The following is a 26,295-nucleotide window of genomic DNA, read 5'->3' as shown; positions in this document are numbered from 1 at the left end:
GGTTTATTATTTTTTGAAGCGCCTTATCTAATTTAAATCTTTCATAGGTTTATATTTTATCATAATTTAATAAAAAAATCTCCTTAGAGAGCTTAAAGAATCTGACAACTCAAAGCTTTTTAGGCTAGTTTCTTCTACTTTTTTTTTTATATCCCTGATTTTTCACTTACAATATCCCTTAATTGTTGGTTTTTTAACATATAATTCTACACATTAATTTTTCTTTAAGACAAATACTAACTAAGTAAGTTATGGCGCCTAACTTAAAGAATCCTAAAATACTGAAAAGTTATTTAGAGATTCCTGACATGTACAAAATAAAATAATATTTAAGGAGGTTCTATTAATATGCATAAAAAAACTTATTTACCTTTAGTTAAAACTGGTTATGCACCACCTAAAGAAGCTTTAGTTAGCTATGCTCCTGATGGTAGCTCAACTCCACTAGCAAATACAGTAACTGACGATATAGTTGCAAATAATATTTCTAATGTAGAGTTTGATAATACTGAAGATTTTAATGTTGATGAGGATATTACTGTTAATCCTTAGTTTTTATGACTTTTTGCAGTTAAACTAAACACCTAATTTATTGAAAGAAGGGAGGAAGTTACTAAGATTTGTAGTTTCTATGAATTTTTAGTGACGAATTTAATATGACTAAGAAAAAAAATAGTTCTAATGATGGCGTAATACCTTCAGTTGGAAAGAATTTTGCAAAGCCTAATAATTCAACTAACACAGGTACTTCTGATTATAATTACACTAATAAAGAAATTTTACAAAGGCAAAATCCTAATTCTTTTAAATAATAATTTTGTTTAAGATTTATTATTATTTATATAGGAGATGATTTATATGCGGGAACCTAGAAATACTCAGACTTTTTTTTCTTTAAGTAGTATGTATCCTGATAGAAGCAACTTAAATTATGTGGGACCTTCTTATTATGAATTTAGTTCTGAAAATAGAATTTATGATGATTTTAATCATCATTATATGAGAAATGATACTGAAAATCTTTAAATATTATATTGAACGCCTAGTAAAATAAATTAACAACCAAAATAACCTAACCAATTTAATGGTTAGGTTATTCTTTCTTAATTAATTATGGGATTAATCTTAAAATTACTTTCTAAGTAATTTTATTTCTTTAACAGATAAACTAGTTTTTAAGTTAATTATTTGTGACGAATTAATCCCCTAGGCTAAAGGCCATAGGGGATTTCTTCTAAACCATTTTAAATTATTACTATTACATCAACTTCACCTTTTGTTTTTGGTATTAAGCTTCCGACAATTTTCTTTCCATTTATGCTTATACCTTTTTCGGCTCCTCTAATTACTTTTATATGATATTTTGCATCTTCTTCTTTTATATCTATTTCATATTCGTTCCAATCATTTGGCACACATGGTTTTATTTCATAGCCTTTTCCTTCTACTTTTCTTAGACCTAAAATATCTTCAAGACCAACTTTATACATCCATCCAGATGCTCCAGTGTACCAGCTCCATCCGCCTCTTCCACCATGAGGTTCTTTTATGTAGACATCTGCTGCCATAACATAGGGTTCAACCTTATAGTTTCTAGCTTCTCTTTCTGTGTTTGAATGATTTATTGGATTTATCATGTTGTAATATTGCCATGCTTTATCTCCCATACCTAGTTTTGTTAATGCTAGGATTACCCATACTGCTGCATGAGTATATTGGCCACCATTTTCTCTAACTCCAGGCACATAACCTTTTATGTAACCTGGTTCCAAATTAGAATTATTAAATGGAGGTGATAATAGCATTATCATTCCCTTATCCTTATTTACTAAATATTTATCTACAGATTTCATTGCTTCTATGCTTCTCTCTTTGTTTGCAGCACCTGATATAATTGACCAACTTTGTGCTAATGAATCTATTTTACATTCATCATTTTCCTTAGAACCTAATGGAGTTCCATCGTCAAAGTAAGCTCTTCTATACCAATCTCCATCCCAACCGCTCTTTTCTTGATTTTCTTTTATGAACTCTTGGAATTTCAAGTACTCTTCTTTTTTATCATTATCATTTTGCTTTTCACAAATATCTGTAAATCCATCTAGTATTTTATATAAGAACCAACCTAGCCATACACTTTCCCCTTTGCCTTTATTTCCTACAGTACTCATTCCATCGTTCCAATCTCCACTACCCATAAGAGGTATATTATGCTCTCCAAACTTCAATGCTCTATCTATAGCTTTTAGGCAATGCTCGTAAATAGTTCCTTCTTTATTACTCTTATTTACTATTGTGTATCTTTCATCTTCGCCTTCTCTTAGAGGTTCATCTTCTAAGTATGATACTTTTTCTTTTAAAATATCATAGTCTCCTGTTGATTCTATGTATCCAATAAGTACATATGGTAACCATAATAAATCATCTGAAAATCTTGTTCTTATACCCGAATTAATAACTGGATGCCACCAATGTTGAACATCACCTTCTACATATTGCCTTGATGCGCTTCTTAAAATTTGTTCTCTTGTAACTTTAGGATTTAATATTCCAATTGATATTGAATCCTGAAGTTGATCTCTGAACCCATAAGCTCCACCTGATTGATAAAAGGCTGTTCTTGCTAAATATCTACAACTTAATGTTTGATACATTAACCATCCATTTAGCATATAGTTCATTGATGGATCTGGTGTCTTAACTTGTATATTTCCTAGGAAATTTGACCAGTATTGTTTTACATTTTCTAAAGAGTTATCAACTTCTGATATATTATTGTATTTTTCAATTCTTTCTTCTATTAAATTCTCTTCTTCCTCTTGCCCTAATATTATAACTAAATCTCTTTTTTCTCCAGATTTAAGCTTTATTTTAGTTGAAGCTGCAAGACAAGGATCTAATATTCCTCCAGAATTATTTGATAACATTTCATATTTTAAAGCTCTAGGAGTTGATAAATCTCCTCCTATTCCTATAAACTCTTTTCTATCTCCTGTGAAGCTTTGTTTGTCTCCACCTTTTATTGATAAATAAGCTTTTAGTTTTCCAAAATATTTACTAAAAGGATTTTGGCCTCCAATGTAATTCCCTTGGATATATGTACTTATGTATTTTGAACTTTCGTAATTATGTACTCCAAGGACTAATTGAGCATAGTAGAACAAAGATAATTCTTTATCTACTGATGATAAATTTTCAAGAGTTACTTTATAAAGCTTTAACTTCTCACCTTTTGGTGAAAAAGCAGTCATTACTCCACTAATATTATATGCAGTATGTCTAAAAGTGGAGTAACCAAAGCTATGCTCTATAATATATTCTCCATCGTCTCTTATAGGCTTTGGAGTTATACTGAAATATTCTCCTGTATTATCATCTCTTATATATAAAGCTTCTCCAAGTGGATCTATTACCCAATCGTTGCTCCAAGGCGTTATTTTATTTTCCCTACTGTTTCCACACCAGGTATAGGATGCTCCCGCCTCGGAAATATGGAAGCCAAAATCTTCATTGGAAATGACATTGATCCATGGAGCAGGAGTGTTTTCATAGTTTTTAAGCTTAATTACATAGCTATTTTTTTCTCTATTAAAACCTCCGTAGCCATTAAAGAAGTCTAGCTTCTTTTCATCAAAATCATGATTTCCCTGTTTTATTAATTTTTCTTCATTTAATTTAGTTTTGTGTTTTGTGTTTTTAAGTGTATTCACTTTTTTAATTTGAGTAGGTTCTTCTATATTTTCTTCCTCTATAATGTTATTTGAAACTTGTTTTCTAATTCCTTTAACATTATAAAGTTCCTTATGTCTTAAATAATTTTTTGGTTCATCATCATTAGCTAATCCTATTTGATTTACTAAAGTACCATTCTTTGAATCTATGAAAAGCCTTGCTATTCCTATTAGGAAAAATTTAATTTCTTCTCCCATAGTAGCTTTATTATGAATAAAGATCCCTGCTGGTTTGTTTAGGTTATCTCTTGAATTAGAATTTCTTATTGATTCTCCAATGCTTTTTTGTAATGGTTCTTCATAAGATATTTCCTCTTCATTATATATAATTAAATCAACTTTAAGCCCTTTTCTTCTCAAGTAAAAATGCATGTTAACCACTTGCGCTACCAGATCAATATCATCTTCATTATTAACCACTAACATTACAATTGGTAAATCTCCGGATATTCCATAGGACCAAAGATTTTCTTGGTTCAATTTTATATCTTTTATAAAGGTTTCCCTATTTTCTCTTCCACTATGCAGAAATAATATATTGGATGCCAATCTTTGATATATATTTGCCTGTGCAGATTTTACTCCTATATACTTTAATTCTAATTGACTTGAATAGTTATAGCTTTCTGAAACCTTCTCTATTATTTTTGTATTGCTATATTTAGCCTGCAAATTTAAAACTTCGTTTTTACTCTCACCAATAGCTGTTATATAATAGATTTCACATTCTTCCCCAGCTTTTATTTTTAGCTTTGTTCTTAGACTCATTATTGGATCTAGAACTATTCCTGTAGTGTTGCTCAGGGCTGCACCATTATCCATAACTTCTGGCGATTTCAAATCTCTGCCTCTTCCTATAAAGTTTATTCTTGATGTTTCATAACTCATTTGGCTATTTTCCAGGTTATCTACTACTATTTTATTAAGAATATAAGGTGTTTTACCATCCTTTGATCTTGCTCTTCTGTTTCCTATTAAACTTTGTGTTTCTTCATCAAATTCAGTGTTTATAAACAAATTAGAGAAACCTGGATGAACAACATCAGCTTCAAACGACGCTAAAGTAACTTCTAAATAACTTGTTATCTCAATGTTTTTTTCATCTTCTCCAGTATTTCTAAATGTTAACTTTCTTATTTCAACATCATCCTCTGTTGATAATACCACTTCATAATTTGTTTCTATATTATTATCTTTTCTTTGGAATTTCGCCTTATCTAAGGTAAACTCCACATTGTAATTCCAATCCTTTTTGCAAGGTTCATATGTAGCACTCCAATATTCTTTAGAACCTTGATCTTTTATATAGAAAAACATTCCTGTTGAATCAGTTGTAGAATCACCTTTCCATCTATAAACTGTCATATCATCTTTTTTAGAATACCCACTTCCATTTTGAGTAATCATGGTACTATAACTTCCATTTGACAACAATAAGATTTCTGGATCATCACTTTTTGTTCCCTCAAATATTCTTGGAACAAAATATTGCTTTTCTATTTTATTTTCAGGGTTATTAATATCCACTTCTCTTTCAAATATTATATTATTTGAAACTCTTTCTTTTAATAGTAGTTCCGTTGCTTTTATCTCTGGTATATTATGAAATCTTTCTTGTAATATGTTATTATTTAAAACATTATCTAATGCCATTAGAGACATTCCTAAATGATGTACCATATAACATCTTACTTCTTTTTCTTTTTCACTTTCACCTTTTAAAGCTCTTCCCGCTGTATAATCTAAAGCTTCTATAAACCCATATTTTCCTACAGCTCCAAGAGATTTAATAGCTCTTAAATTGTCTATTGCGCCATCATTTTTATAAGGTAGTGTCATTATTGTTGAATAAGGTGATATTACAACTTCATCTTCAAGACCTCTTTTCAAGCCTATTCCAGGAACTCCAAATGCTTTATATTGATAATTTTGATCTACATCAAATTCATAATATGCCGATTCTGAAATTCCCCATGGAGTTTTTCTATTACTTGCATAATCTTTTTGCGCTTCTATTACCGAGTTATAAGTTACATCTAATAGAGTCTCTTTATAACTTTTCATTATTTGAAATGGCATAAAATACTCAAACATAGTTCCACTCCATGAAACTAAACTTTTTTGTCCGAATGCTTTAGTCATATTCCTACTTAAATTATACCAATGACTTTTAGGCACTTCCCCTCTTGCTATTGCAAGAAATGATGCTGTTCTTGCTTCTGATGCCATTAAATCATAATAAGAATCTCCAAGGCTATCTTCTTCTAAATTATATCCTATTGAAAATAATCCTCTTTCTTCATTAAATAATGATTTAAAATTCATAGCATCCATTATGTTTTGAATTTCAGAAATTATTTCTTCTATTCTAGCTTCAAAATCATCTAATCTTTTTATTCTTTTTTCTAGTATATTTGTAAATGCTTCTTCTTGAGTATCCTTAATTTTATTTAAAAATTCTTTTGTTTCTATTATTGACGGGCTTCTTTCTCCCATAAATGTATCTTCAACTATTTTTTCAATTCCACCAAATATAGATTCATAAAAATCTAACTTCATTTCAGCTTCTATTTTTGATTTATTTATCCAATAATGTTCCTTAGTATCTTTTTCTTCATTAACATAGCTCTCTAATAAATTATTAATAGTTACTAGCTCACTTTCTAAAAGCTCTTTATATTCTCTTACATCTATTTCATCTGGCAGGCTATCTTCTATATCACTATTATCTTCTTCTCTAATTAATGAATAGCTATCTTTTAATGATTTTAATTCATCCTTTTTAATTAAAGGTTTGTTTTTAAAGTCATTTAATGTTTCTTTTATTATCCATAAATAACCTAGAAGATTTCCACTATCTACTGTAGATACGTATCTTGGCCATAGAGAACTTTTATTTTTTGTATCATACCAGTTCAAATAATGTCCCTTGTATTTTTCAAGATCTCTCATTCCTGCTAGTTCTTCTTCTAATCGATTTATAACTTCACCCATTGTAATGTAGCCTAAATCATAAGCCATTATATTACTTATGAGCCCCATACCAATATTAGTTGGTGAAGTTCTATGTGCTATTCCCTTAAAAGGCTTTTCTTGATAGTTGTCTGGTGGCAAAAAATTATTTTCTTCATTAACAAAATCTTCATAATATGCCCAAATACTTCTACTTAAGCTTCTTAAAAAGTTTTCGTCATCTTCTTCTAAATATTCTTTTACCTCAAACCCTATTTCAGAAATTTTATAGGCTAAAAATGGTGCAAATATCCATAGCACTACTAAAGGTATGCTAACTATTCCCATAATACTATAATTATTAAATGCTAGTATTAATATTAACACTGCCATAACTAACGATATCCACATTCTTCTATAATATCCACCAAGAGTATTTTTAACAGATTTTTCTGCCTCTTCTGCTGTTTTCCATTGCAACAAATTCTTTTTTGATATTACTAGCCTAAATAGTGTTCTGCATATAGCATCAATCATTAAATAAGATTGATAGGGTATAAAGCTTATTATTAATACTATTTGCTTTAAGCTTTTAAATGTTCCCATTAATTTGTTTTTAGGGGTAACAACAAAATCAATTATTGTAAAAACAAGTGGAGTTATTGCTGCAAATAATAGGAGCATAATAACCTGCTCTGCCCCTTTTAACACTGTTAGTGTTAAAATTAAACCAATTAATAAGCTTGGTGCTAAAAGACTTCTTCTGAGGTTATCGAATATTTTCCACTTTGAAAGAGCTGATAACTTAGATGAACCCATCCATCTTAAAAGTTGCCAATCTCCCCTTACCCATCTATGTAGTCTTAAACAACTAGATTCATAAAAGGCAGGATATCCATCTATAACTTCTACATCTGTTAGCAATCCACACCTTGCATAGCATCCTTCTAATAAATCATGAGAAAGAACTTTATTTTCGGGTATTTCATTTTTTAATACTTCATAAAACACATCAATATCTAGAATTCCTTTACCTGTGAAGCTTCCTTCTCCAAATAAATCTTGGTAGGTATCTGATGAGGCTGTTGAGTATCCGTCAATTCCTGCTTCTGCTCCAAATATTTTTGAAAATTGTGTTCTATCTTTACTTTCCAGTGTTATACCAACCTTTGGCTGCATTACTCCATATCCTCGAACTATCTTGCCATCTTTAAGAAGGGGAGTATTTAATATATGACTCATTGCCCCTACCATCTTTTTGGCTGCATCCATTGGAAGTATTGTGTCTGCATCTAATGTTATTATGTATTTTGCATTTTTTAAGCCTTCAATATCACTACTTATAACTGTATAACTAGTTTCTTTTTCACCCTTTAGTAGTTCCATAAATTCCATGAGCTTTCCACGTTTTCTTTCATAGCCCATAAACACTTTTTCTTTTTTGTTGTAAATCCTTTTTCTATTTAAGAAAAAGAATTTTGGTTCTACACTATTTGCATATTTCTTGTTTAATACTTTTACATATCTTAATCCTTCTTCATTTATTTCTTTATCTAAACTATTTTCTTCTGTATTACTATCCTTAAAATCACCAAGAAGCACAAAATATAAGCCATCACATTTATTGGCTAAATAATAAACCTCAAGTTCTTTTAATAATTCTTTTGTTCTATTTACTGATGATAAAATTGTTGGAATTACTACTATTGTTTTATTGCTTTCATTTATAGCTTTTGTGTAATCTAATTTAGGTATATGTGCGGGTCTTCTTATTTTAACTACACTCCAATTGAATAACGTTATAGTTATTTCACTTGCTGGTATTAGCATTATTAAAAATGCAATTATGTACTGCATTTTTGTATACCCTGCACCTAATCCATATATTAATAAAATTACACCTAAATTAATAGCTAATGTTATTAAAGCTATTATTCCTAAGTATTTTGAGATTGACATTTTTAGCTTAAGAGGTCCTTTATAAGAAAACTCCTTAGCTAGTATTTCATCTCCTTCATCTATTAGATAATATCCAACATGAGCTTTGAACTTTTCCTTTTCTTCATTCATTGCAAGCATCGATAATTTTAATGCACTATTTACTATGTTTTTTTCTGAAGTATTAAACTTTCTTGATAATTCTTCTACTTTATGTCTGTAATAATCCCTTGATGAGAATTCCATTTTTTTATAAGTTTCACTTGGATCTTTCATTAATAATTTTTCCACTTCTGAAGTTTTATCAAAAAACTTCTTCCAGTTTATAGATTCTATAATTCGAAGTGAACTTATTGTACTTCCTATAGATGTTTCTATAGATGCTTCCTTCATTTGCTCTTTTATAACAGCTTTTTTAATGCTATCTTCATCTTTGTTTTGCAATCTGTCTAACCCAAATTTAAATATTCTTTCATCTTCAATGGAATTATCTCTTAATATTTTAAAGAATTTTTCAATAAACTCAGCAGAAAATAAACCATCATGTAAAGATTCATCATCTCCTATAAAACTTATTTCATTATCATTATCACTTATTTCATTATTTTTAATTGGATATTCCTTTGACAATTTTAATAATAAAGCTTCAACTTTACATTGATCATATGCATCAACCACTATATTGGCAAGTTTTGTGGCTCCTTCTCTTTGTTTTTGAACCAAAACCATTTTGCTTGTTACTCCTGCTAAATTGATTATAAGTGCTATTCTAATCATTAATGGAAATGCCCAAAGTTCTCCCATTGTTAAATCTATCTTTGTATTTTTTATAAACTTTATAAGATCTTCTTCTTTTATCATTGCCTGATTTTTAATTACATAATCCTTTGCTAAATAATAAATTCTAGGACAATCCCTATTATCATTATCTTTCATTGGTAAGTTATTAAAATAACTTAGCGGAAGGTTAACTTTTATGGCTTTATATTCTTTTTCTATTAGATAAATATTATCTAATAGCCATTCACTTGCAAATGCAATTTCCTCCCCCTGTTTAGCTAACTTATTTAGATATTTGTGATTGTGTAATATTCCACTAAAGGCTTCTTTTAACTCTAACAAAACTGCTTTTCTGCATATTAGGGAATTATTCTCATTCATAAATTTCTCTCCTTTTATAGCAACTTTTTATCAACGAGGTTATTATTCCCAAGATTTATTTATTTACTCTTATTTTATAAATACTCTAATAAGCAGGTAAAAAAAATAAGAAGTAAAGTTCCCTTTAACAAGGAAATTTTACTTCTTATTTGGAAAATATTACACCCCTGGGGTGCTATTCTATTCCCACAACTTCATATCCTGCATCATCAATAGCAAATTTTATATCTTCATCATTTACATCCACTGATACTTCAATAATTGCTGTTTTAGCATCTAAATCTACAGTTACACTAGTTACTCCATTAAGTTCACTTAACGCCTCCTTAACATGATTAACACAATGTCCACAACTCATTCCCTCAACTAATATTTTCTTTTCCATTTTTTATTCCTCCTCAAATTTATATATTGTTTTTTTGAAACCTTGGAAAATATTACACCCATGTGGTGCCTATACTTATCTTATTTAACTGGTTTAAATCCCTTTAGTCTTAATGCATTTAATAAAACTGATACTGAGCTAAAACTCATAGCTGCAGCTGCAATAATTGGATTTAAAAGCGGACCTCCAAATATATATAAAATCCCCATGGCAACTGGAATTCCTAATATATTATATCCAAATGCCCAAAATAGATTTTGTTTAATATTTGTGATAGTCTCCTTACTTAATTGTATGGCTGTTGGAACATCCATTAAATCACTTTTCATAAGAACTATATCAGCGGATTCCATAGCCACATCTGTACCTGAACCTATAGCAATTCCAATGTCTGCTTGTGCAAGTGCTGGAGCATCGTTTATACCATCACCAACCATTGCAACTTTCTTCCCTTCTGCTTGAAGCTTTTTAACTTCATTTGCTTTATCTTGTGGAAGAACTTCAGCTAAAATTCTATCTATTCCAACTTGTTTTGCTATAGCTTCAGCAGTTCTTTTGTTGTCACCAGTAATCATTGCTACTTCTATTCCCATTTTACGAAGCTTTTCTATAGCCTTTTTGCTGTTTTCCTTAACAGTATCCGCAACAGCAATAATCCCTGCCATTTTTTCATTTATGGCTATATACATAGGAGTTTTACCTTCACTAGCTAGCTTATTAGAAGTTTCTTCAAGCTTCTGCAATGATATATTTCTTTCAACCATAAGCTTTCTGTTTCCAAGTAAAATGTTTTTACCATCTATTTTCACTTCAATTCCATGACCTGGAATTGCTTTAAAGAAATCTAAATTTTTAAATTCTAATCCCTTTTCTTCTGCACCTTTTACTATTGCTTCACCAAGAGGATGTTCAGAACTTTTTTCTGCTGATGCCGCTAACTGTAATAAATCATTTTGTGTTATGCCATTTGTAACAACTATATCTGTAACCTTTGGCTTACCTTCTGTAATAGTACCCGTTTTATCAAATACTATAGTTTTTATCTTGTGAGCAGTTTCTAATGCAACTCCACTTTTTATTAAAACACCATATTCTGCTCCTTTACCAGTACCAACCATTATAGCTGTTGGAGTTGCTAGCCCTAGCGCACAAGGACAGGCAATTACTAAAACAGATATAAATATAGTTAATGAAAATACTCCTGTTTCACCAGACATATACCATACAATGGCTGATATAATAGCCAGAGACATAACTACGGGAACAAAATAACCTGAAATTATATCAGCCAATTTAGCTATTGGAGCTTTTGACCCTTGAGCATCTTCTACTAATTTTATAATTTGAGCTAAAGCTGTATCTTTACCAACTTTTGTTACTTCATATTTTATTGCACCATTTTTATTTATGCTTGCACCTATTATTTTATCACCAATAGTTTTTTCTACTGGCATGCTTTCTCCTGTAAGCATTGACTCATCTACAGAGGTTATCCCATGAACAACTACTCCATCTACAGGCATTTTTTCCCCTGGTTTAACTAGAATGATGTCACCTACTTCAACTTCTTCTATAGGAGTTTCTATTTCTTTACCATCTCTTATTATTATTGCTGTTTTAGGAGCAAGACCCATTAGTTTTTTAATAGCTTCTGATGTCTTACCCTTTGTAACTGATTCTAAATATTTACCAAGTGTAATTAGAGTTATAATAACTGCTGCTGATTCAAAATATAAATCATAGGCATAATCTATGTTTCCTCCAAAAATCTGTACTATAGCAAATATTCCATATAAAAATGCTGCTGAAGTACCCATTGCAATTAATGAATCCATATTAGGACTCTTTCTTACTAAAGATTTAAATCCTACTTTAAAGAATCTGTTACCAGCTATCATAACTGGAATCACTAACACCAATTGTACTATTGCAAACACTCTAGGGCTGCTCATAGGATCAATAAATTTTGGAAGGCTGTATCCAAATTTTTCTCCTACCATGTGTCCCATAGATATCACAAGTAGAGGTATAGTAAATATTAAAGAAATGATAAATTTCTTCCATAATAATTTGATCTCTTTTTCTTTCTTTTCTTTATCTTCATCTATATTAGTATCTTCCTCTTCAAAGGCTTTATATCCAGCCTTTTCTATTGCCTTTTTTATATCAGAAACTCTAATCTTTGAAGATTCATAACTTATGCTTAACTTTTCTGTTGCAAAGTTTACATTAGAATCAATAACACCATCTAATTTTTTTGTTACTCTTTCTATAGCTTTTGCACAAGCTGAACAAGTCATACCTTCTATTTTTAATGTTTTATTACGTGCTTCAATAACAGCCTTGTATCCAGCTTTTTCTATAGCTGATTGAATATCTGATAGAGATACCACTGTTTCATCAAAGCTTACATTAAGTTTTTCTGTAGCAAAATTCACACTTGCTTCAGAAACTCCTTGAACTTTTTTAGCTGTTCTCTCTACAGCTTTTGCACAAGATGCACAGGTCATTCCTTCTATTTTTAACGACTTAGTTGCCATGTATTTCATCTCCCTTACTTACTTCATTATTTTAGATAAAATATCTATAATTTCATCTATTTTTTCATCACCGTTATCCAGCTTAACAGCGTCCTTAACACAATGATCTATATGCTGCTTTATAATTAACAAATTTGCTTTTTTCAAAAGAGCTTGAGCTGCAATTATTTGGTTAGATATGTCAACGCAATACCTTCCATCTTCAATCATCTTTATAATTCCTTCAATTTGTCCTCTACAAGTTTTTAAGGATTGTAATGCTTTCCTTTGTTCTTCGTTCATAATGTACCGCCTTTTTAATACTCCCCTATATGGGAGTGGTATATTTTTAGTATAATACATATATAAAAATCACTTTCCTCTTGTTAAGAGGGCTATAACTGTAAAAATTTTATTTGTTTATATCATATATTTTTACTATTTGATCTGGATTTTCTCCCATTCCCATATTATCCTTAGACGCTTCTCTAAATATCCAACCACTTCCCTCAAGCTTGCTAACATCAAGACCTGCTTGTACAAGAGGTTCAGCCTTAAGTACAAATATCATATCTTCATCATTTAAATCTAGATTTTCAGTCCACTGCACTTCATTATCTTCCCCAAGTGTTAATCTGTAATGCTGTTGATCTTCATGGTATTTTATAATACTTGGATCTACTTTTAATAATCTTCTCATGGAATCTTCTGATCCTTTAGAAGTTTCTTTTTTATCACTTACATTATATGGCCTTATTAATCTATTTGGTAAATCTTGTCCATCCTCTTTTTCTGCTGGTTTATATAACCACTCATTTGGATCTAATTTATTAACATCTAGTCCTGCTTCAATAAGTGGATCAGCTAACATTACCATAGCAAAATCTGCTTTATTTGCTGACATATCCTTGCTCCATTCAAACTTTTCTCCACCTGGAAGTTTAAAACCCCAATGTTGCAAAGCACTATGGAAGCCTTTATTTTCTGAATAAGTCTTAACAATTTCATTAAAAGCATTAAGAGCATTATCTGTATCTTCATTTCCTGTTACTGTCCTGCTACACCCTACAAAGGATAACACTATCATTGAAGAAATAATAAAAGCCACTAATTTTTTAGTCTTCTTCATATAATTACAACTCCTTATATTTATTTTGTCCTATATAAATATATAATAATTGAATCTTATGAAGACTGTATGAAGAAATAAGGAATTTCATTTTTTATTTCTTCATATTTCTTTATAATGCTTCTGAATTTATTGATATTAATTATTTTTTTCAAGTACTTTACTAAAGTAAACTTTGAAACTAGTCCCCTGACCATAATTACTTTCTACATCTATATTTGCAGAATGAAGCAGTAATATATTTTTAGCAATAGTTAACCCTATACCACTTCCTTCAATTTCATTTCTGCTTTTATCTCCTCTATAAAGCCTTTCAAATATAAAAGATAAATCCTCTTTATTTATTTCAATACCATTATCCTTAACCTCTACTATTATATTTTTATTATTATCATACAGATTTATAGATATTTCACCATGACTATTAGTAAATTTCAGTGCATTTGATATTAGGTTTATAAAGACTTGCTTTAGTTTATCCTTATCACCAGTTATTTTATAATTTTTGTTAGGTTGTATATTGTATTCCATATTAATATGTTTGTTTTTTGCTGCCATATAAAAGTCATCACATATACCTTGTATTAATTCATCTAAAAGTAAGGGTTCAAAATTAAGCTTTACACTCTCTGACTCAAACTCATTTAAAACATTTAAATTATTTAATAACCCTCCAAACCTTACTACTTCCTCGTTTAAATAATTTAACCTTTCTGTTGAAACTGGGAAAATCCCATCTATCATAGCCTCTAAATTATTCTGTAGTATATTTAAAGGAGTTCTTATCTCATGTGATATATCAGATACTAATCTTTTTCTAAGCATATCCTGCTGATTTAATTTTCCACCTAATATATTAATACTCTCCCTTAAATTTTCTAATTCTTCAATATTACTTTTTGTACCAGATTTTATATCAAAGTTACCTTTTGATAAGTTTACAGACATACTGGCAACTTCTTTAATTGGACTTGAAAATTGCTTTGAAAAATAAAGGCTTATATAGATAATGATTACTAGAGTTATTACTCCACTAGCGATAATACTTTTATTTATTGCTGTTTTAAAATTCATGTCTTCTTCAGATAACAATACAGATGAATATTGACCCACATCTACATAACCAACTACAGTTCCATCAACATTTATTTCAAACCTGTTAGACTTATAAACTCCTTTATCTTTTACTAACATAGTGTTTAGATGCGTGCTATTTTTAATATCATCTGAATTCATTCCCCATATATATTCTTTATTATTATTAAGTAAAGTTAAACAATAATTTCCCATATAAGCTTCATGCATTAATTCAACACCTGAATCTTCATCCCACTTGCCTTCCTTTTTATACAGCTCTTCAAAGTAACCTACAATTCTTTCATATCTCTTATTTTGAGTATCTATCATATATTCATTAAATTTTTTACTTATAGTTACATTTACAAATAGTGTAATTAATAGTATTGATGAAATTGAGCATATAACAAATAAAATACTTAATCTTTTTCTAATAGTTTGCATTTAATTTCCCCCACCAAATTTATAGCCTACTTTCATAACTGTTATAATATATTTAGGTTTTTTTGTGTCTTCTTCTATCTTCTTACGTATATTTTTTATGTGAACATCAATAGTTCTATCATATCCATCAAAATCTATACCACCTATTTTGCATAAAAGTTGTTCTCTTGATAGTACATTACCTTTATTTATAATAAGTGCATATAATATATCAAATTCATTGGGAGTAAATTGAACTTCTTCTCCATTTGATTTTACAGATCTTTTTTCATAATCAACAATTAATATTTCATCATCAAAAGAAAAATTTGAAGCCTTACTCTCTGATAATAATCTTCTAAATAACGAATTAACTCTAGCAGTTAATTCTCTTGGACTAAATGGTTTTACTAAATATTCATCAGCACCAATATTAAGCCCATCTATCTTTTCATTTAATGTGCCCTTGGCAGTAAGCATAAATATATGTACATCAGAACTTTGCCTTATTATTTTACATACTTCCTCTCCACTTATATCTGGAAGCATTAAATCAAGGATTATAAGTTTAAAATCAATTGTTTTAAATATTTCAATTCCCTTTAAGCCTTTAGTAGTGCAGTAGACCTTATATCCTTCTTTCTCTAAATAAGCCTTTAACACCTCTGATACTTTTTCTTCATCTTCAATTATTAAAATGTTATACATCTTTATCCACCTCTTATTTTATATAATTATTATTTTTAAAATATATTCAATATATTAATTAAATCTTTTATTCACTACCTATTATATCAATTAGTTTTAAAGATATTATGAAGATTTATTATATTATTTATATTTTATTGCATAATTCTTTGTTTTATTTAGGGCAGCATTGGAACTATGAGGTGAGTTTCATTAAAATCTGTAATTTTTAAGAAATACATGATAATATTGTTATATAATTTGGTAATAGTTGTAGAATATTGGCAAGTAATTATGAAAATTATTTTTGATTAAGGAAGGTAGATAAAATGGATGACATTATTATTAACGAAAAGAAAGTAGTAAGGTCGATAATATCAGGAATTGCTTTTCTGATTGTATGTATCTATATTTTAACAGTGGGAATAATTGAAGGAAATTTATTTCTAATTATAATTGGAGGAATATCAACTGTATTACTTAGTGCAGCTTTAATCTTTATTATTAAAAATGCTCTAGGTTCCATACCTATGCTGATAATAGATAAAAATGGAATAACTGATATTTCAACTTTATTTAGTGTCGGATTTATTGGTTGGCAAGAAATTAAATCTATTAATGTTCGAAAAAGATCTAGAAAAGAATATATAATAATAACTGTCTATGACTTAAGTAAACTTATGAAAAGAATTTCCCCGGCAAAACGATTAGCCATTAAATTAAACTTGATATTAAAGTATTTCCCAATTGAAATATCTGCATTATTATTATCTACAGCAGATATAGAATTTAATGAACTGGCATCATTATTACAGAAGGGATTAGAAGAATATAAAACAAATCAATGACCAATATTGATGACAGTGTTGAGTTTGTTAAAAGCAAACTTGAAAGAAGCTATAACAAGATGTCTCAAGAAAGTAAAGAATATTATAAAGCTAAAAAGGATTTGATTCAATCTATATTAAGCTAATAAGTACTATATTTGAAAGGATGATAACTATGACATTTGATGAATTATATGATATTGCAAAAAAAACATTAAACCCTAAAAAGCTTTCAAAAAATTCTTATGCAGGTTCTGTTGCCGCAGCAATTTTAAGTGAAAGTGGCAAAGTTTACACTGGAGTATGTATAGATACACCTTGTTCTATGGGCTTTTGTGCAGAACATGCTGCAATTGCTTCGATGATTACTGCTGGAGAAAATAGGATAATTAAATTAATAGCGGTTTATAAAGACGGAACAATTATAGCTCCTTGTGGAAGATGTAGAGAATTTATTTGTCAAATTCATGATGACAATCATAAATGCGAGGTCATGATAAAAAAAGATACAATCGTTATTATCGATTATTTATTACCTCATCGTTGGCAAACTACGTAATGAATAATATTGTTATAAGATAAAAAACAAGAATTAATTACTTTAAAAACAATATGAATAAGCAATTAGGAATTTAAATATATTCCTAATTGCTTATTATGGAGTATTTACATACCAGGCATCTTTTCGCATTCATCAATACATGCATAACATTCTGTAGCACATTTTGTACAATGCTCATCTTTAAACATATCACATTCTGCCGCACATTTTTCACAAATATTAGCACATAGTTTGCAATGTTCTTTCACAAATTTACCATCCATTGACATTAGTGATGATGACATTTGGCACATTTGTGCACATTCAACAAGAATGCTTATACAATTCTTTCTTGTATTAACATCAGGTTCATTTAAGCATGCTTTAAAGCATTCATGGCATGCTTGAGCACACCTATTACATTCATCAATACATGTTTGGTATTTGTCTGTTGAATTTGTTGCTATTCCCATTTAAAAATCTCCTTTACATATCTAATTCTTTCTACCAAATATATTATGTGTAAAATTAGATATTTCCATTCTAAAATTAAATGTGTGACTATAATTCTACATAGCTACACCTTATATAATAAAGCTTCAGAAGTTCCAATCAGTGTTTTTATAATGCAATAGGAGCTTTATTAAAATCTATAATTTTTATGAAATACATGGTAATATTGTTATATATTTTTGGTAATAGTTATTATATATATATTGGGAGGGTAATTAAATGAAAAATATGGGAGTAAGTTTTAAAATTCCAAATAAGTATGGAAAATACCTATCTGATATATTAGAACCTATAAAATTTGGTGAGTATCAGTGGTTAATTGATAATGACGAAATACATATATTGGATAATAATGAATTTACAAATGAATTTTTATTTAAAGAAGAAGATAAAATAATACAGAGCGAAAGATTATGCAATATTGCAAAAATAAATACTTACTATTTGGTTTTTATCACTTTAAGGGCCTTTTTCAAAGATGGAACTGTTCAATCAATACGGACTTATAAAGAATTCTTAGATAGTGATTGTCAAATAGCACTTGCAGTATATGATTGTTCTTATGTTATGTTTTGGTGTAAAAGCAATCAAACGGTAACAAAGATGTATAGTTATGCTTTATCAAAAGGCTATGAAGATGTTGAATATATTTCTGAAAATGATTTACTTAAAGAAAAATATTCTATTCAGTAAATCATCTGTGACACAATATGAGTTAGCTTGATTGCGATTTTTATTGTTGTATATATTATTGCTTTGATTTTTAGTTATAATATTCTGAAAAATCGGAGAAGAAAGTAAGTATAATGCCTAGTTAACAAATTCCAATTTATCTAATCGATTAGATAGAATTTATAGGAACAATTTTTGATATATTACGAACTAAAGTCCAGCAACATGTGTTGCCGGACTTGTTACTTTAACATAATATACATAGATATTATGTTAGAAGTCTTATTTAAAAATAGTTTTTATAAAATTACTCTTGATAAATTTCTGAATATTACGGTATTTTACTGAATAATCGGTATAATTTATTATTAATATCTCTCTAAAATTTATGAATGTTTTCAAACTTTTACTACTCTATGAAAATATAAAGACCAAAAACTTTATTCTTCAATAAATTTCATCAATTCTTCGTTAAATTCGTCACGCTGGTCATAGAACGTCGCATGACCGCTATATTTAAATGGTATAAGTTTTGAATTTTGAATACCTCTTTTTTGTACTTCAGCTAGTGCAAATGGAACAACTTTGTCATGTATGCCATGAATAATTAAAGTAGGAACATTTATTTTTCCAAGATCAGAAAACAGTACTTCATTTATCCAAGTATTTGCAATAGCCGCAGTTGCCCACCCTGCTGCCTGTAATCCCAATTGAAAGAACCAATCAGAGAATGGTTCCGTTATATTTTGAAAGAAAAATATATTTCCGAAATCGCGTAGCATTTTAGGACGATCAGTATATGTTCCCTGGATTATATCATCTATAACTTTTCTTGGTACTCCATAAGGGAAATTGGGACTCTGGATAAGACTAGGAGCCGCTGCGTCAAATAGAGCAAGTTTCGACACCCCATATTCTCTGTGCCTAGCCATGTATCTGATAGCAATTGCTCCTCCCGTGGAGTGCCCCGCAAGTATAAAATTATTTAATCTCAATGCATGTACTACGGCTCGAACATCGTCTGATAATCGATCGTAGTCATAGCCTGTGTAAGGCTTATCTGATTTACCAAATCCTCTCATATCTATACCAATACATCGATATCCCATTTTTGGAAGCTGATCAAACTGATACTCAAACAACTCATGACTTCCAGGCCAACCGTGAAGAAATAAGATTGTCTCCTCGCCCTCTGGGTTAACATCCTCTACATAAATATTTACATTTCCTTCTACTTTAATATAATATCCCAAGTAAATACCTCCATTAATAATTTATCCATTAACAATGTATTCCTTTTGAAGTACATATGTGAGTTACCTATCTAATTTTAAAATATATTATTCAATAGGTTGCTTGAATTTCTCTACTTCGTTATTACCATGATCATTATTTTTACTTTCACAGCAGCTCTTGTTTTTATTACCACCCATCATCATTGGGATCATCATTACTGGACATAAGAATGGTACTATCCTTGCTAGTACTCCCCCAGTACTAGGACTAAATCTCATTATAAGTGGTAAAAAAGCTATAATTACTATAGGTAAACCACAGCAAAGAACCATATGCAACATGTGTTTTAACGGGCTATGTTTGTGCTTTGATTTATTTTTTTTGTTATCTTTGTGACAATTCATACTTATTCCTCCTATATATTTTCAAATTTAAAATAATTATTATCTGATTACATCCTACATTATTTATATAAAGATTTTATGAAGAGACTTTACTATGATTAATATTTATTTTAATATCAAATCAACAAAAGCAAATATTATCTCTATAATTTAATGAATACTGGTGATTTATGGTGTATATTATTTATATTAGACATTTATTTGAAAAGATGATAACTATGACATTTGATGAATTATATAATATTGCAAAAAACATTGAATCCAAAAAAAATATACAGTCTTTATTATCGATGATTTATTACCTCATCGTTGGCAAACTACGTAATGAACTATATGGGATTTTCCTGAAGAGGTTATATTACGATAGCGCCTATAATCTTTAGATTTCTTAAAACCTTCTATTTTTTACTCGCTAATTTTCCATCAAGCTTTTAGTAACTGTACTTCTGCATAACTTCATGTTGTATAAGGCACTTTCCAAGGTTCTAATCAGTGTTTCTAGAATATTGCCTAAAATATTAAAATACCTATTGACACTCCCTCTAGAGGATACTGTAATCTTAATTCATAAGGAAAGGAGATGTGTATATGTTTCGAATAGGCGAATTTTCCAAACTTACGAAAACTACAGTAAAAGCATTAAGGTATTATGATGAAATTGATTTATTAAAACCTGAATTTGTGGATGAGGAAACAAACTATCGTTTTTATACAACTATACAATTAGTAAAACTTCACAAAATCCAGTCTTTTCGCCAAATTGGTTTATCAATTAATGAAATCAAGCTGATTATGTCCGGATACTGTATAGATTTAATTTTGAGAAAACGAAAAAATGAAATTGAAGATACTATCGCTGAAAGTAATGCACAGCTCTCTCGAATTGAATTTATATTACAAGGAAAAGAGGAGGAGTTAATCATGAATTATCAAGCGATTTTAAAAGAATTACCAGAGTGTATAGTCTATTCAAAGAGGATGACAGTACCAAGTTATGACTCATATTTTGAGCTTATACCAGAAATCGGAGTAGAGGTTGCTGCAGCAAATCCTGAATTAAAATGTACTGTGCCTGAGTACTGCTTCATCAAATATCTTGACAACGAATACAAAGATAAAGATATTAACATTGAATTCTGCGAAGCGGTAGAAAAGATGGGTAAAGAAACTGGTGATATTAAATTTTAAAAAATTGAAAGTCTATCTGCAGTTTCTGTTATGCACAAGGGATCATATGCTGTACTTGCAAATGCGTATGCCTTTGCTTTTAAGTGGATTGAAGATAATGGATATATACTTGGTGACAGTCCGCGAGAAAACTATATCGATGGTATTTGGAACAAAGAAAGCGAAGATGAATGGCTTACCGAGCTACAAATACCTGTTATAAGGAAATAAGCTGGGGATTATGATCATAATTTGCATTTGCATTTGCATTTGCATTTGCATTCAGGTTGTAATCCTCTTATAAGACTAAAGACAAGCATTAATTACAATGCTTGTCTTTTATTTGCTTTTTTCAAATTTTCTAAGTCTATATTTATACTCCACTCCTAAAAAACAATTATCTATTTAAAAATGATGCATCAATGGCTATTATAATATTTGTTATTTGTTGAATATCTCTGCACATTCATAGACTTCATTAGGATCTGACCCTACTCTTAAGCTTTTATCCAATTGTTTAATTTTATTTACATCTTCTTTACTTAGTTCAAAATTAAATATTTCTGTATTTTCTTTTATTCTTGACGGAGTTGTTGATTTAGGAATAGTAACAACTCCCATTTGTAAATCCCATCTTAGTACAATTTGAGATATTGTTTTTCTGTATTTTTTTGAAAGCTCCTGTAAAAGTGGGACTTCAAAAATCTTACCCCTCATTAATGGTGACCATGCTTCTAATTGTATTTTATGTTTTTTACAGAAGTCTATTAACTCATTTTGAATAAGCAGAGGATGAAATTCTACTTGGTTTACCATTGGTACAATTTCTGCATCTTCTAGTAAGTCATTTAGATGGTTAACTGTAAAATTACTTACTCCAATAGATTTTATACGTTTTTCTTTATAAAGTTTTTCTAAAGCCTTCCAGGTTTCTTTATGTAAAGGATGTGGCCAATGAATTAAATATAAATCAAGATAATCTGTTCCAAGCTTTTTTATAGAAGTTTCAAAAGCTTCTAAAGTTTTCTCATAACCCTGATCTAAATTCCAAACCTTGCTTACTAGAAAAATTTTTTCTCTAGGTACTCCACTTTCTTTTATTGCAATTCCAACTGCTTCTTCATTATTATAAAAAGAGGCAGTATCTATATGACAATAACCAACTTTAAGTGCTTCTTTTACTGATTCAATAACTGTATCTTTGTTTTCAACCTTATATGTGCCAAATCCAAGCCAAGGCATTTTTACTCCGTTATCTAAAACTGTATAACTTTTTATATTTTGCATTTAAATCAACCTTTCATATTTATTAAATATTTTTTTTGATATATGTAATCAATATATTTCTTAAAAATTGATAACTCATATTACTTACTATATTATAATAAATAAATGATAAAAAATCCTTACTATTTGATATTATTTTTAAAGCGACTATATTTCAAATGAAACAAAAGAGAGGTAATTGCTATGCATATGAAAATGGATAATACAGATATTAAAATATTAAAGGAGCTCCAACAAGATAGTCGTTTATCTATTAGAGAATTATCCAAAAAGGTAAATCTATATCAGAAATTGAAAAGTTTGTTGACTCTATTTCATCTTTAAATGCTACTACATCTACTAACATTATATTCTCACAGATTCCTACAAACGAAAGTGTGGAAAAGTTCTTATTGGATTTTTAAATGAAACTTATCATTTTAGCACTCCTATGAACAATTCAAACAGTAAATTGTTTAAATTTGTAATTTTATAAAGTACATGGTAATATTTCTATATGTTTTGTGTCAAAGTTATTAGATATTGTAACATAAATATTATTTATAAAAGGAGAAAAGTTTTTATGGGTTTATTGAATGAAATTATTAGTGAAAGATTAATAATTCGTAAGTTTAGTGAAGATGATTGGAAAGATCTACATGAATATTTATCTGACGAGAAAGTAGTTAGATTTGAACCTTATGAGCCATTTTCAGAAGAAGGAAGTAAAGAACAAGCTATTTACCGATCTCAAAATGAAGACTTTATAGCAGTATGTTTAAAAGAATCTGGAAAAGTTATTGGCAATCTTTATTTAGCAAAGCAAGACTATGAAAGTTACGAATTAGGCTATGTTTTTAATTCTACTTATTGGCATAATGGTTATGCCTTAGAAAGTGCTCAACTTATTATTAATTATGCATTTAAAGAATTGAAAGCTAGACGAATTATTGCAATGTGCAATCCAGATAATGAATCATCATGGAGGTTGCTTGAAAGATTGAATATGAGACGTGAAGGACATCTTTTGAAGAATATATACTTTAAAAATGACGTGAATAACCAGCCCCTTTGGCAAGATACATATGAATATGCACTTCTTGCATCAGAATGGGATATGTCTTAAGATAAATGTTAATTAACATAAATAAAAGAGCCTTTGCTTTCGTTATAGATCTTTAATATGAAATTGAATAGCATGAAAATAAAACCTAACAGAAGTGGATTTTTCCACTTCTGTTAGGTTTTAGATTAGTTTGTCTTAAAACTTCCACAGTCTGTACATTCAATAGTATCTGCCTTTTGAGAATGCTTTACTACTTGAATATTGTCTAAAGTACAATAGTTATCATCTTTACAATGAAACTTACATTCTGATACTGAACAACCTATGCTTGAATTATGATTCATATCTATTTCCTCCTTGTATCGTAATCGTAACATTCTTATTTTGCCTCTGTTAATGATAATTATGCACGAAATTTATATAAGATAAAATATAAAAAAAATAGTAGCCGCCCACTTTAATTGGATGCTACTATTTTTTTTATTTACATTCAAAATATTTGCTTCAAAATAAAAAAGAGCATTTCTGCTCTTGACGTTGCACAATAATAAAATCGTGCCATACTCTCCATACGATTCTGCTACTTTAGTTACTATTACATTTTATAAACGTCTTCTTTCTTTACATATCCACTGTCTATAAGAACCCTCTCTATATTATTTTTATCTGCAGCTATTGGTGTAATAAGAACTGAAGGTACATCTATTTTACCGTTGTTTATAGTATAATTTATATCTACAACTTCCCCATTATCTAATTTTATTGCAGCATCTATAGCAGCCTTACATAATTCTCTAATATCTTTAATTACTGTCATTAATTGAGTTCCTTGAACTATTCTTTTAAAAGCGGCTAAGTCTCCATCTTGTCCTGCTACAGGAATCTTACCGGCTAAACCTTGTGCTTGCAATGCTTGAATTACAGCACCTGCTGTATTATCATTTGGCGCTAATATAGCATCAATTTTATTTTTATTAGCAATTAAAGAATCTTCCACTATCTTAAAAGCATTCTTTGGATCCCAATTATCTACTGCTTGTTCTGTAACTATCTTTATATCACCTTTATCAACTAATGGTTTTATATAGTCCATTGCACCTTCCTTGAACAACTTAGCATTATCATCCTCAGGATCTCCTGACATAATAATATAATTTCCCTTTGGAACTTGCTTAATAAGAAACTGTGCTTGAAGTTGTCCAACCCTTGTGCTATTAAAAGAAATATATAAATCTAAATCACTATTTTTTATAATTCTATCAAAGGCTAGTACCTTGATTCCTTCTTTATGAGCCTTTTCAACCATAGTTGCTGCAGTTAATGAATCTACAGGAGCTAAAATCAATACATCTATACCTTGTGCTATTAAATTTTCCACTTGTGAAGCTTGCTTGTCTGCATCATTATCAGCATTTTCTACCTTTACGGTAATTCCTTTAGTTTTAGCGTATTTTTCAATGCACGCCTTCGCCCTAACAAATATCTCTTCTCTTTGGCTAGGTAAAGATAGACCTCTTACTAATTCCTTTCTCTTTGCAGTTTTATTTGTAAAACCACTATCAAAATTGTAGTCTTGCAATATTACTATTTTTTTTATATTAAAAATATCTTCTTCATCATAATGAACTGGTACTAAAAAAACATCTGGTATCGATAGGTACATATTTACCACCTACTTAATTATTAATCTCCTAATTAATATATTCAGCTTATTCCCCTATCGTTACATGCTTAATTATTCCATACAAAAATACTTCTTCATATAATCTTCACATATTAATGATAATGTGTAATAATTAATGTTATTTATAGGAGGTGTTTTAACTTGAATGATATTTCTTTGATCTTAGCCTTTTCGGCTGGTGTACTTTCTTTTTTATCTCCTTGTGTACTACCACTAGTTCCAGCTTATATAAGCTATTTGACTGGTTCTGTTATAAATGAAACTAATGATACAAAATCCAAATTATCTACTTTTTATAAGGCTTTAGGATTTGTCCTAGGTTTTTCTATTATATTTATTCTTATGGGAGCCTCAGCTACTACATTAAGTAAAGTAATAATTAAAAACCAAAGTCTCTTTAGAAAAATAGGCGGCTCCTTAATGATAATTTTTGGACTCCATACCCTAGGTATATTAAAAATTAAGTTTTTTTATTATGAAAAAAAATTTTTACCTTTTAACTCCTTAAGCAAAAAATTCGGCCCAATTCTTATGGGAATGTCTTTTGCTGCTGGATGGACTCCATGTGTTGGCCCTATATTATCTTCAATATTAATTTATTCTAGTAGTTTGGGCACTATTTATAAAGGTATATTGTTATTAAGTATATATTCACTAGGTCTTGCAGTACCTTTTATACTTACAGCAATGGCAATAGATAGTTTTATGAAATATAAAAATAAGATATTAAAGTATACTCCAATTATTTCTATTATAAGTGGTTTATTACTTATAATAATGGGAGTTATGGTCTTTACAAATACTGTTAATATAATAAGTAGATATATGAATTTTATCAATTTTTAATCACGGATTTTAGTCTCTAAATATATTTATACTATGTATATAATGCATAATAATCATTAAATTAGAAATAT

General features: G+C 29.3%; 24 protein-coding genes and 1 pseudogene. 12 read left to right on the top strand and 13 right to left on the bottom strand.

The features are described from left to right. Positions 1-348: 348 nt before the first annotated feature. The 3 genes from J1C67_RS09420 to J1C67_RS09410 all read left to right on the top strand — a co-directional run bounded on the left by J1C67_RS09420 (position 349) and on the right by J1C67_RS09410 (position 1,026). Complete coding sequence (locus J1C67_RS09420; RefSeq protein ID WP_167867351.1) at positions 349-552, top strand: hypothetical protein; 204 nt, start codon at positions 349-351, stop codon at positions 550-552. A gap of 104 nt (positions 553-656) precedes the next feature. After that, a complete protein-coding gene (locus J1C67_RS09415; protein ID WP_167867350.1) occupies positions 657-812 on the top strand; it encodes a hypothetical protein in 156 nt (51 codons plus the stop codon). 46 nt (positions 813-858) lie between these two features. Continuing rightward, a complete protein-coding gene (locus tag J1C67_RS09410; protein ID WP_167867349.1) occupies positions 859-1,026 on the top strand; it encodes a hypothetical protein in 168 nt (55 codons plus the stop codon). A 218-nt stretch (positions 1,027-1,244) separates the two neighbouring features. Here J1C67_RS09410 and J1C67_RS09405 read toward each other — a convergent pair whose 3' ends face one another. From J1C67_RS09405 to J1C67_RS09375, 7 genes are all read right to left on the bottom strand, one after another. Beyond that, on the bottom strand, positions 1,245-9,782 hold the full coding sequence (locus J1C67_RS09405) for a glycoside hydrolase family 94 protein (protein WP_167867348.1): 8,538 nt from the start codon (positions 9,780-9,782) through the stop codon (positions 1,245-1,247). 175 nt (positions 9,783-9,957) lie between these two features. Then, complete coding sequence (locus J1C67_RS09400; RefSeq protein ID WP_089966627.1) at positions 9,958-10,167, bottom strand: heavy-metal-associated domain-containing protein; 210 nt, start codon at positions 10,165-10,167, stop codon at positions 9,958-9,960. An 80-nt stretch (positions 10,168-10,247) separates the two neighbouring features. Then, on the bottom strand, positions 10,248-12,707 hold the full coding sequence (locus J1C67_RS09395; RefSeq protein ID WP_167867347.1) for a heavy metal translocating P-type ATPase: 2,460 nt from the start codon (positions 12,705-12,707) through the stop codon (positions 10,248-10,250). A gap of 18 nt (positions 12,708-12,725) precedes the next feature. After that, positions 12,726-12,989 (bottom strand): metal-sensing transcriptional repressor, encoded by a 264-nt coding sequence (locus tag J1C67_RS09390; RefSeq protein ID WP_167867346.1) that lies wholly within the window; start codon positions 12,987-12,989, stop codon positions 12,726-12,728. Positions 12,990-13,098: 109 nt separating this feature from the next. Beyond that, on the bottom strand, positions 13,099-13,815 hold the full coding sequence (locus tag J1C67_RS09385) for a hypothetical protein (RefSeq protein WP_089966633.1): 717 nt from the start codon (positions 13,813-13,815) through the stop codon (positions 13,099-13,101). Between the two features lie 138 nt (positions 13,816-13,953). After that, entirely contained in the window at positions 13,954-15,336 is a 1,383-nt protein-coding gene (locus J1C67_RS09380) for a sensor histidine kinase (protein ID WP_167867345.1), read from the bottom strand. Beyond that, a complete protein-coding gene (locus J1C67_RS09375) occupies positions 15,337-16,023 on the bottom strand; it encodes a response regulator transcription factor (protein ID WP_167867344.1) in 687 nt (228 codons plus the stop codon). Between the two features lie 308 nt (positions 16,024-16,331). Between J1C67_RS09375 and J1C67_RS09370 the strand changes: the two genes are divergently transcribed. The 3 genes from J1C67_RS09370 to J1C67_RS09365 are packed head-to-tail and all read left to right on the top strand — an operon-like array spanning position 16,332 to position 17,388. Continuing rightward, a complete protein-coding gene (locus J1C67_RS09370) occupies positions 16,332-16,850 on the top strand; it encodes an STM3941 family protein (RefSeq protein WP_167867343.1) in 519 nt (172 codons plus the stop codon). Next, on the top strand, positions 16,847-16,975 hold the full coding sequence (locus J1C67_RS19675) for a hypothetical protein (protein WP_279286203.1): 129 nt from the start codon (positions 16,847-16,849) through the stop codon (positions 16,973-16,975). The genes J1C67_RS09370 and J1C67_RS19675 overlap by 4 nt, the downstream gene beginning before the upstream one ends. 29 nt (positions 16,976-17,004) lie before the next feature. Then, positions 17,005-17,388, top strand: a complete 384-nt coding sequence (locus J1C67_RS09365; protein WP_167867342.1) for a cytidine deaminase family protein — start codon at positions 17,005-17,007, stop codon at positions 17,386-17,388. Between the two features lie 107 nt (positions 17,389-17,495). Here the strand turns inward: J1C67_RS09365 and J1C67_RS09360 are convergent, their stop codons facing one another. Continuing rightward, on the bottom strand, positions 17,496-17,843 hold the full coding sequence (locus tag J1C67_RS09360; protein ID WP_167867341.1) for a four-helix bundle copper-binding protein: 348 nt from the start codon (positions 17,841-17,843) through the stop codon (positions 17,496-17,498). Between the two features lie 259 nt (positions 17,844-18,102). Between J1C67_RS09360 and J1C67_RS09355 the strand changes: the two genes are divergently transcribed. After that, entirely contained in the window at positions 18,103-18,576 is a 474-nt protein-coding gene (locus tag J1C67_RS09355; RefSeq protein ID WP_167867340.1) for a DUF2691 family protein, read from the top strand. 419 nt (positions 18,577-18,995) lie between these two features. On the opposite strand, the gene J1C67_RS09350 is transcribed toward J1C67_RS09355, so the two are convergent. Together J1C67_RS09350 and J1C67_RS09345 are read right to left on the bottom strand one after the other, a co-directional pair. Beyond that, the gene (locus J1C67_RS09350; protein WP_167867339.1) at positions 18,996-19,808 is read right to left on the bottom strand and encodes an alpha/beta fold hydrolase; all 813 of its coding nucleotides are present in this window, start codon (positions 19,806-19,808) and stop codon (positions 18,996-18,998) included. 87 nt (positions 19,809-19,895) lie between these two features. Further along, positions 19,896-20,195, bottom strand: a complete 300-nt coding sequence (locus J1C67_RS09345; RefSeq protein WP_167867338.1) for a hypothetical protein — start codon at positions 20,193-20,195, stop codon at positions 19,896-19,898. 588 nt (positions 20,196-20,783) lie between these two features. Between J1C67_RS09345 and J1C67_RS09340 the strand changes: the two genes are divergently transcribed. Next, positions 20,784-21,383, top strand: a complete 600-nt coding sequence (locus J1C67_RS09340) for a MerR family transcriptional regulator (protein ID WP_243176845.1) — start codon at positions 20,784-20,786, stop codon at positions 21,381-21,383. A 30-nt stretch (positions 21,384-21,413) separates the two neighbouring features. Then, positions 21,414-21,593, top strand: coding sequence for a GyrI-like domain-containing protein (locus J1C67_RS19435; RefSeq protein ID WP_243176844.1), 180 nt, complete (start codon positions 21,414-21,416; stop codon positions 21,591-21,593). A gap of 210 nt (positions 21,594-21,803) precedes the next feature. Here J1C67_RS19435 and J1C67_RS09335 read toward each other — a convergent pair whose 3' ends face one another. Further along, positions 21,804-22,649, bottom strand: a complete 846-nt coding sequence (locus tag J1C67_RS09335; protein ID WP_167867337.1) for an aldo/keto reductase — start codon at positions 22,647-22,649, stop codon at positions 21,804-21,806. Positions 22,650-22,838: 189 nt separating this feature from the next. Here J1C67_RS09335 and J1C67_RS19785 point away from each other — a divergent pair. Both J1C67_RS19785 and J1C67_RS09325 read left to right on the top strand, forming a co-directional pair. Beyond that, positions 22,839-22,931 (top strand): annotated as a pseudogene (locus J1C67_RS19785) (AsnC family transcriptional regulator); the annotation flags it as partial. Between the two features lie 280 nt (positions 22,932-23,211). Beyond that, on the top strand, positions 23,212-23,754 hold the full coding sequence (locus J1C67_RS09325) for a GNAT family N-acetyltransferase (protein WP_167867336.1): 543 nt from the start codon (positions 23,212-23,214) through the stop codon (positions 23,752-23,754). 125 nt (positions 23,755-23,879) lie between these two features. Here J1C67_RS09325 and J1C67_RS09320 read toward each other — a convergent pair whose 3' ends face one another. Both J1C67_RS09320 and J1C67_RS09315 read right to left on the bottom strand, forming a co-directional pair. Continuing rightward, positions 23,880-24,038, bottom strand: a complete 159-nt coding sequence (locus tag J1C67_RS09320; RefSeq protein WP_167867335.1) for a DUF1540 domain-containing protein — start codon at positions 24,036-24,038, stop codon at positions 23,880-23,882. Between the two features lie 251 nt (positions 24,039-24,289). Beyond that, entirely contained in the window at positions 24,290-25,357 is a 1,068-nt protein-coding gene (locus tag J1C67_RS09315; RefSeq protein ID WP_167867334.1) for a sugar ABC transporter substrate-binding protein, read from the bottom strand. 162 nt (positions 25,358-25,519) lie between these two features. Here J1C67_RS09315 and J1C67_RS09310 point away from each other — a divergent pair, with 162 nt between their 5' ends. Then, on the top strand, positions 25,520-26,224 hold the full coding sequence (locus J1C67_RS09310) for a cytochrome c biogenesis CcdA family protein (protein ID WP_167867333.1): 705 nt from the start codon (positions 25,520-25,522) through the stop codon (positions 26,222-26,224). The last annotated feature ends 71 nt before the right edge of the window (positions 26,225-26,295 follow it).

This window comes from Clostridium gasigenes (assembly GCF_017348895.1).
GTDB lineage: Bacteria > Bacillota > Clostridia > Clostridiales > Clostridiaceae > Clostridium > Clostridium gasigenes.
Note: the sequence above shows the minus strand (reverse complement) of the source record. Positions and strands in the feature narration are given on the sequence as shown.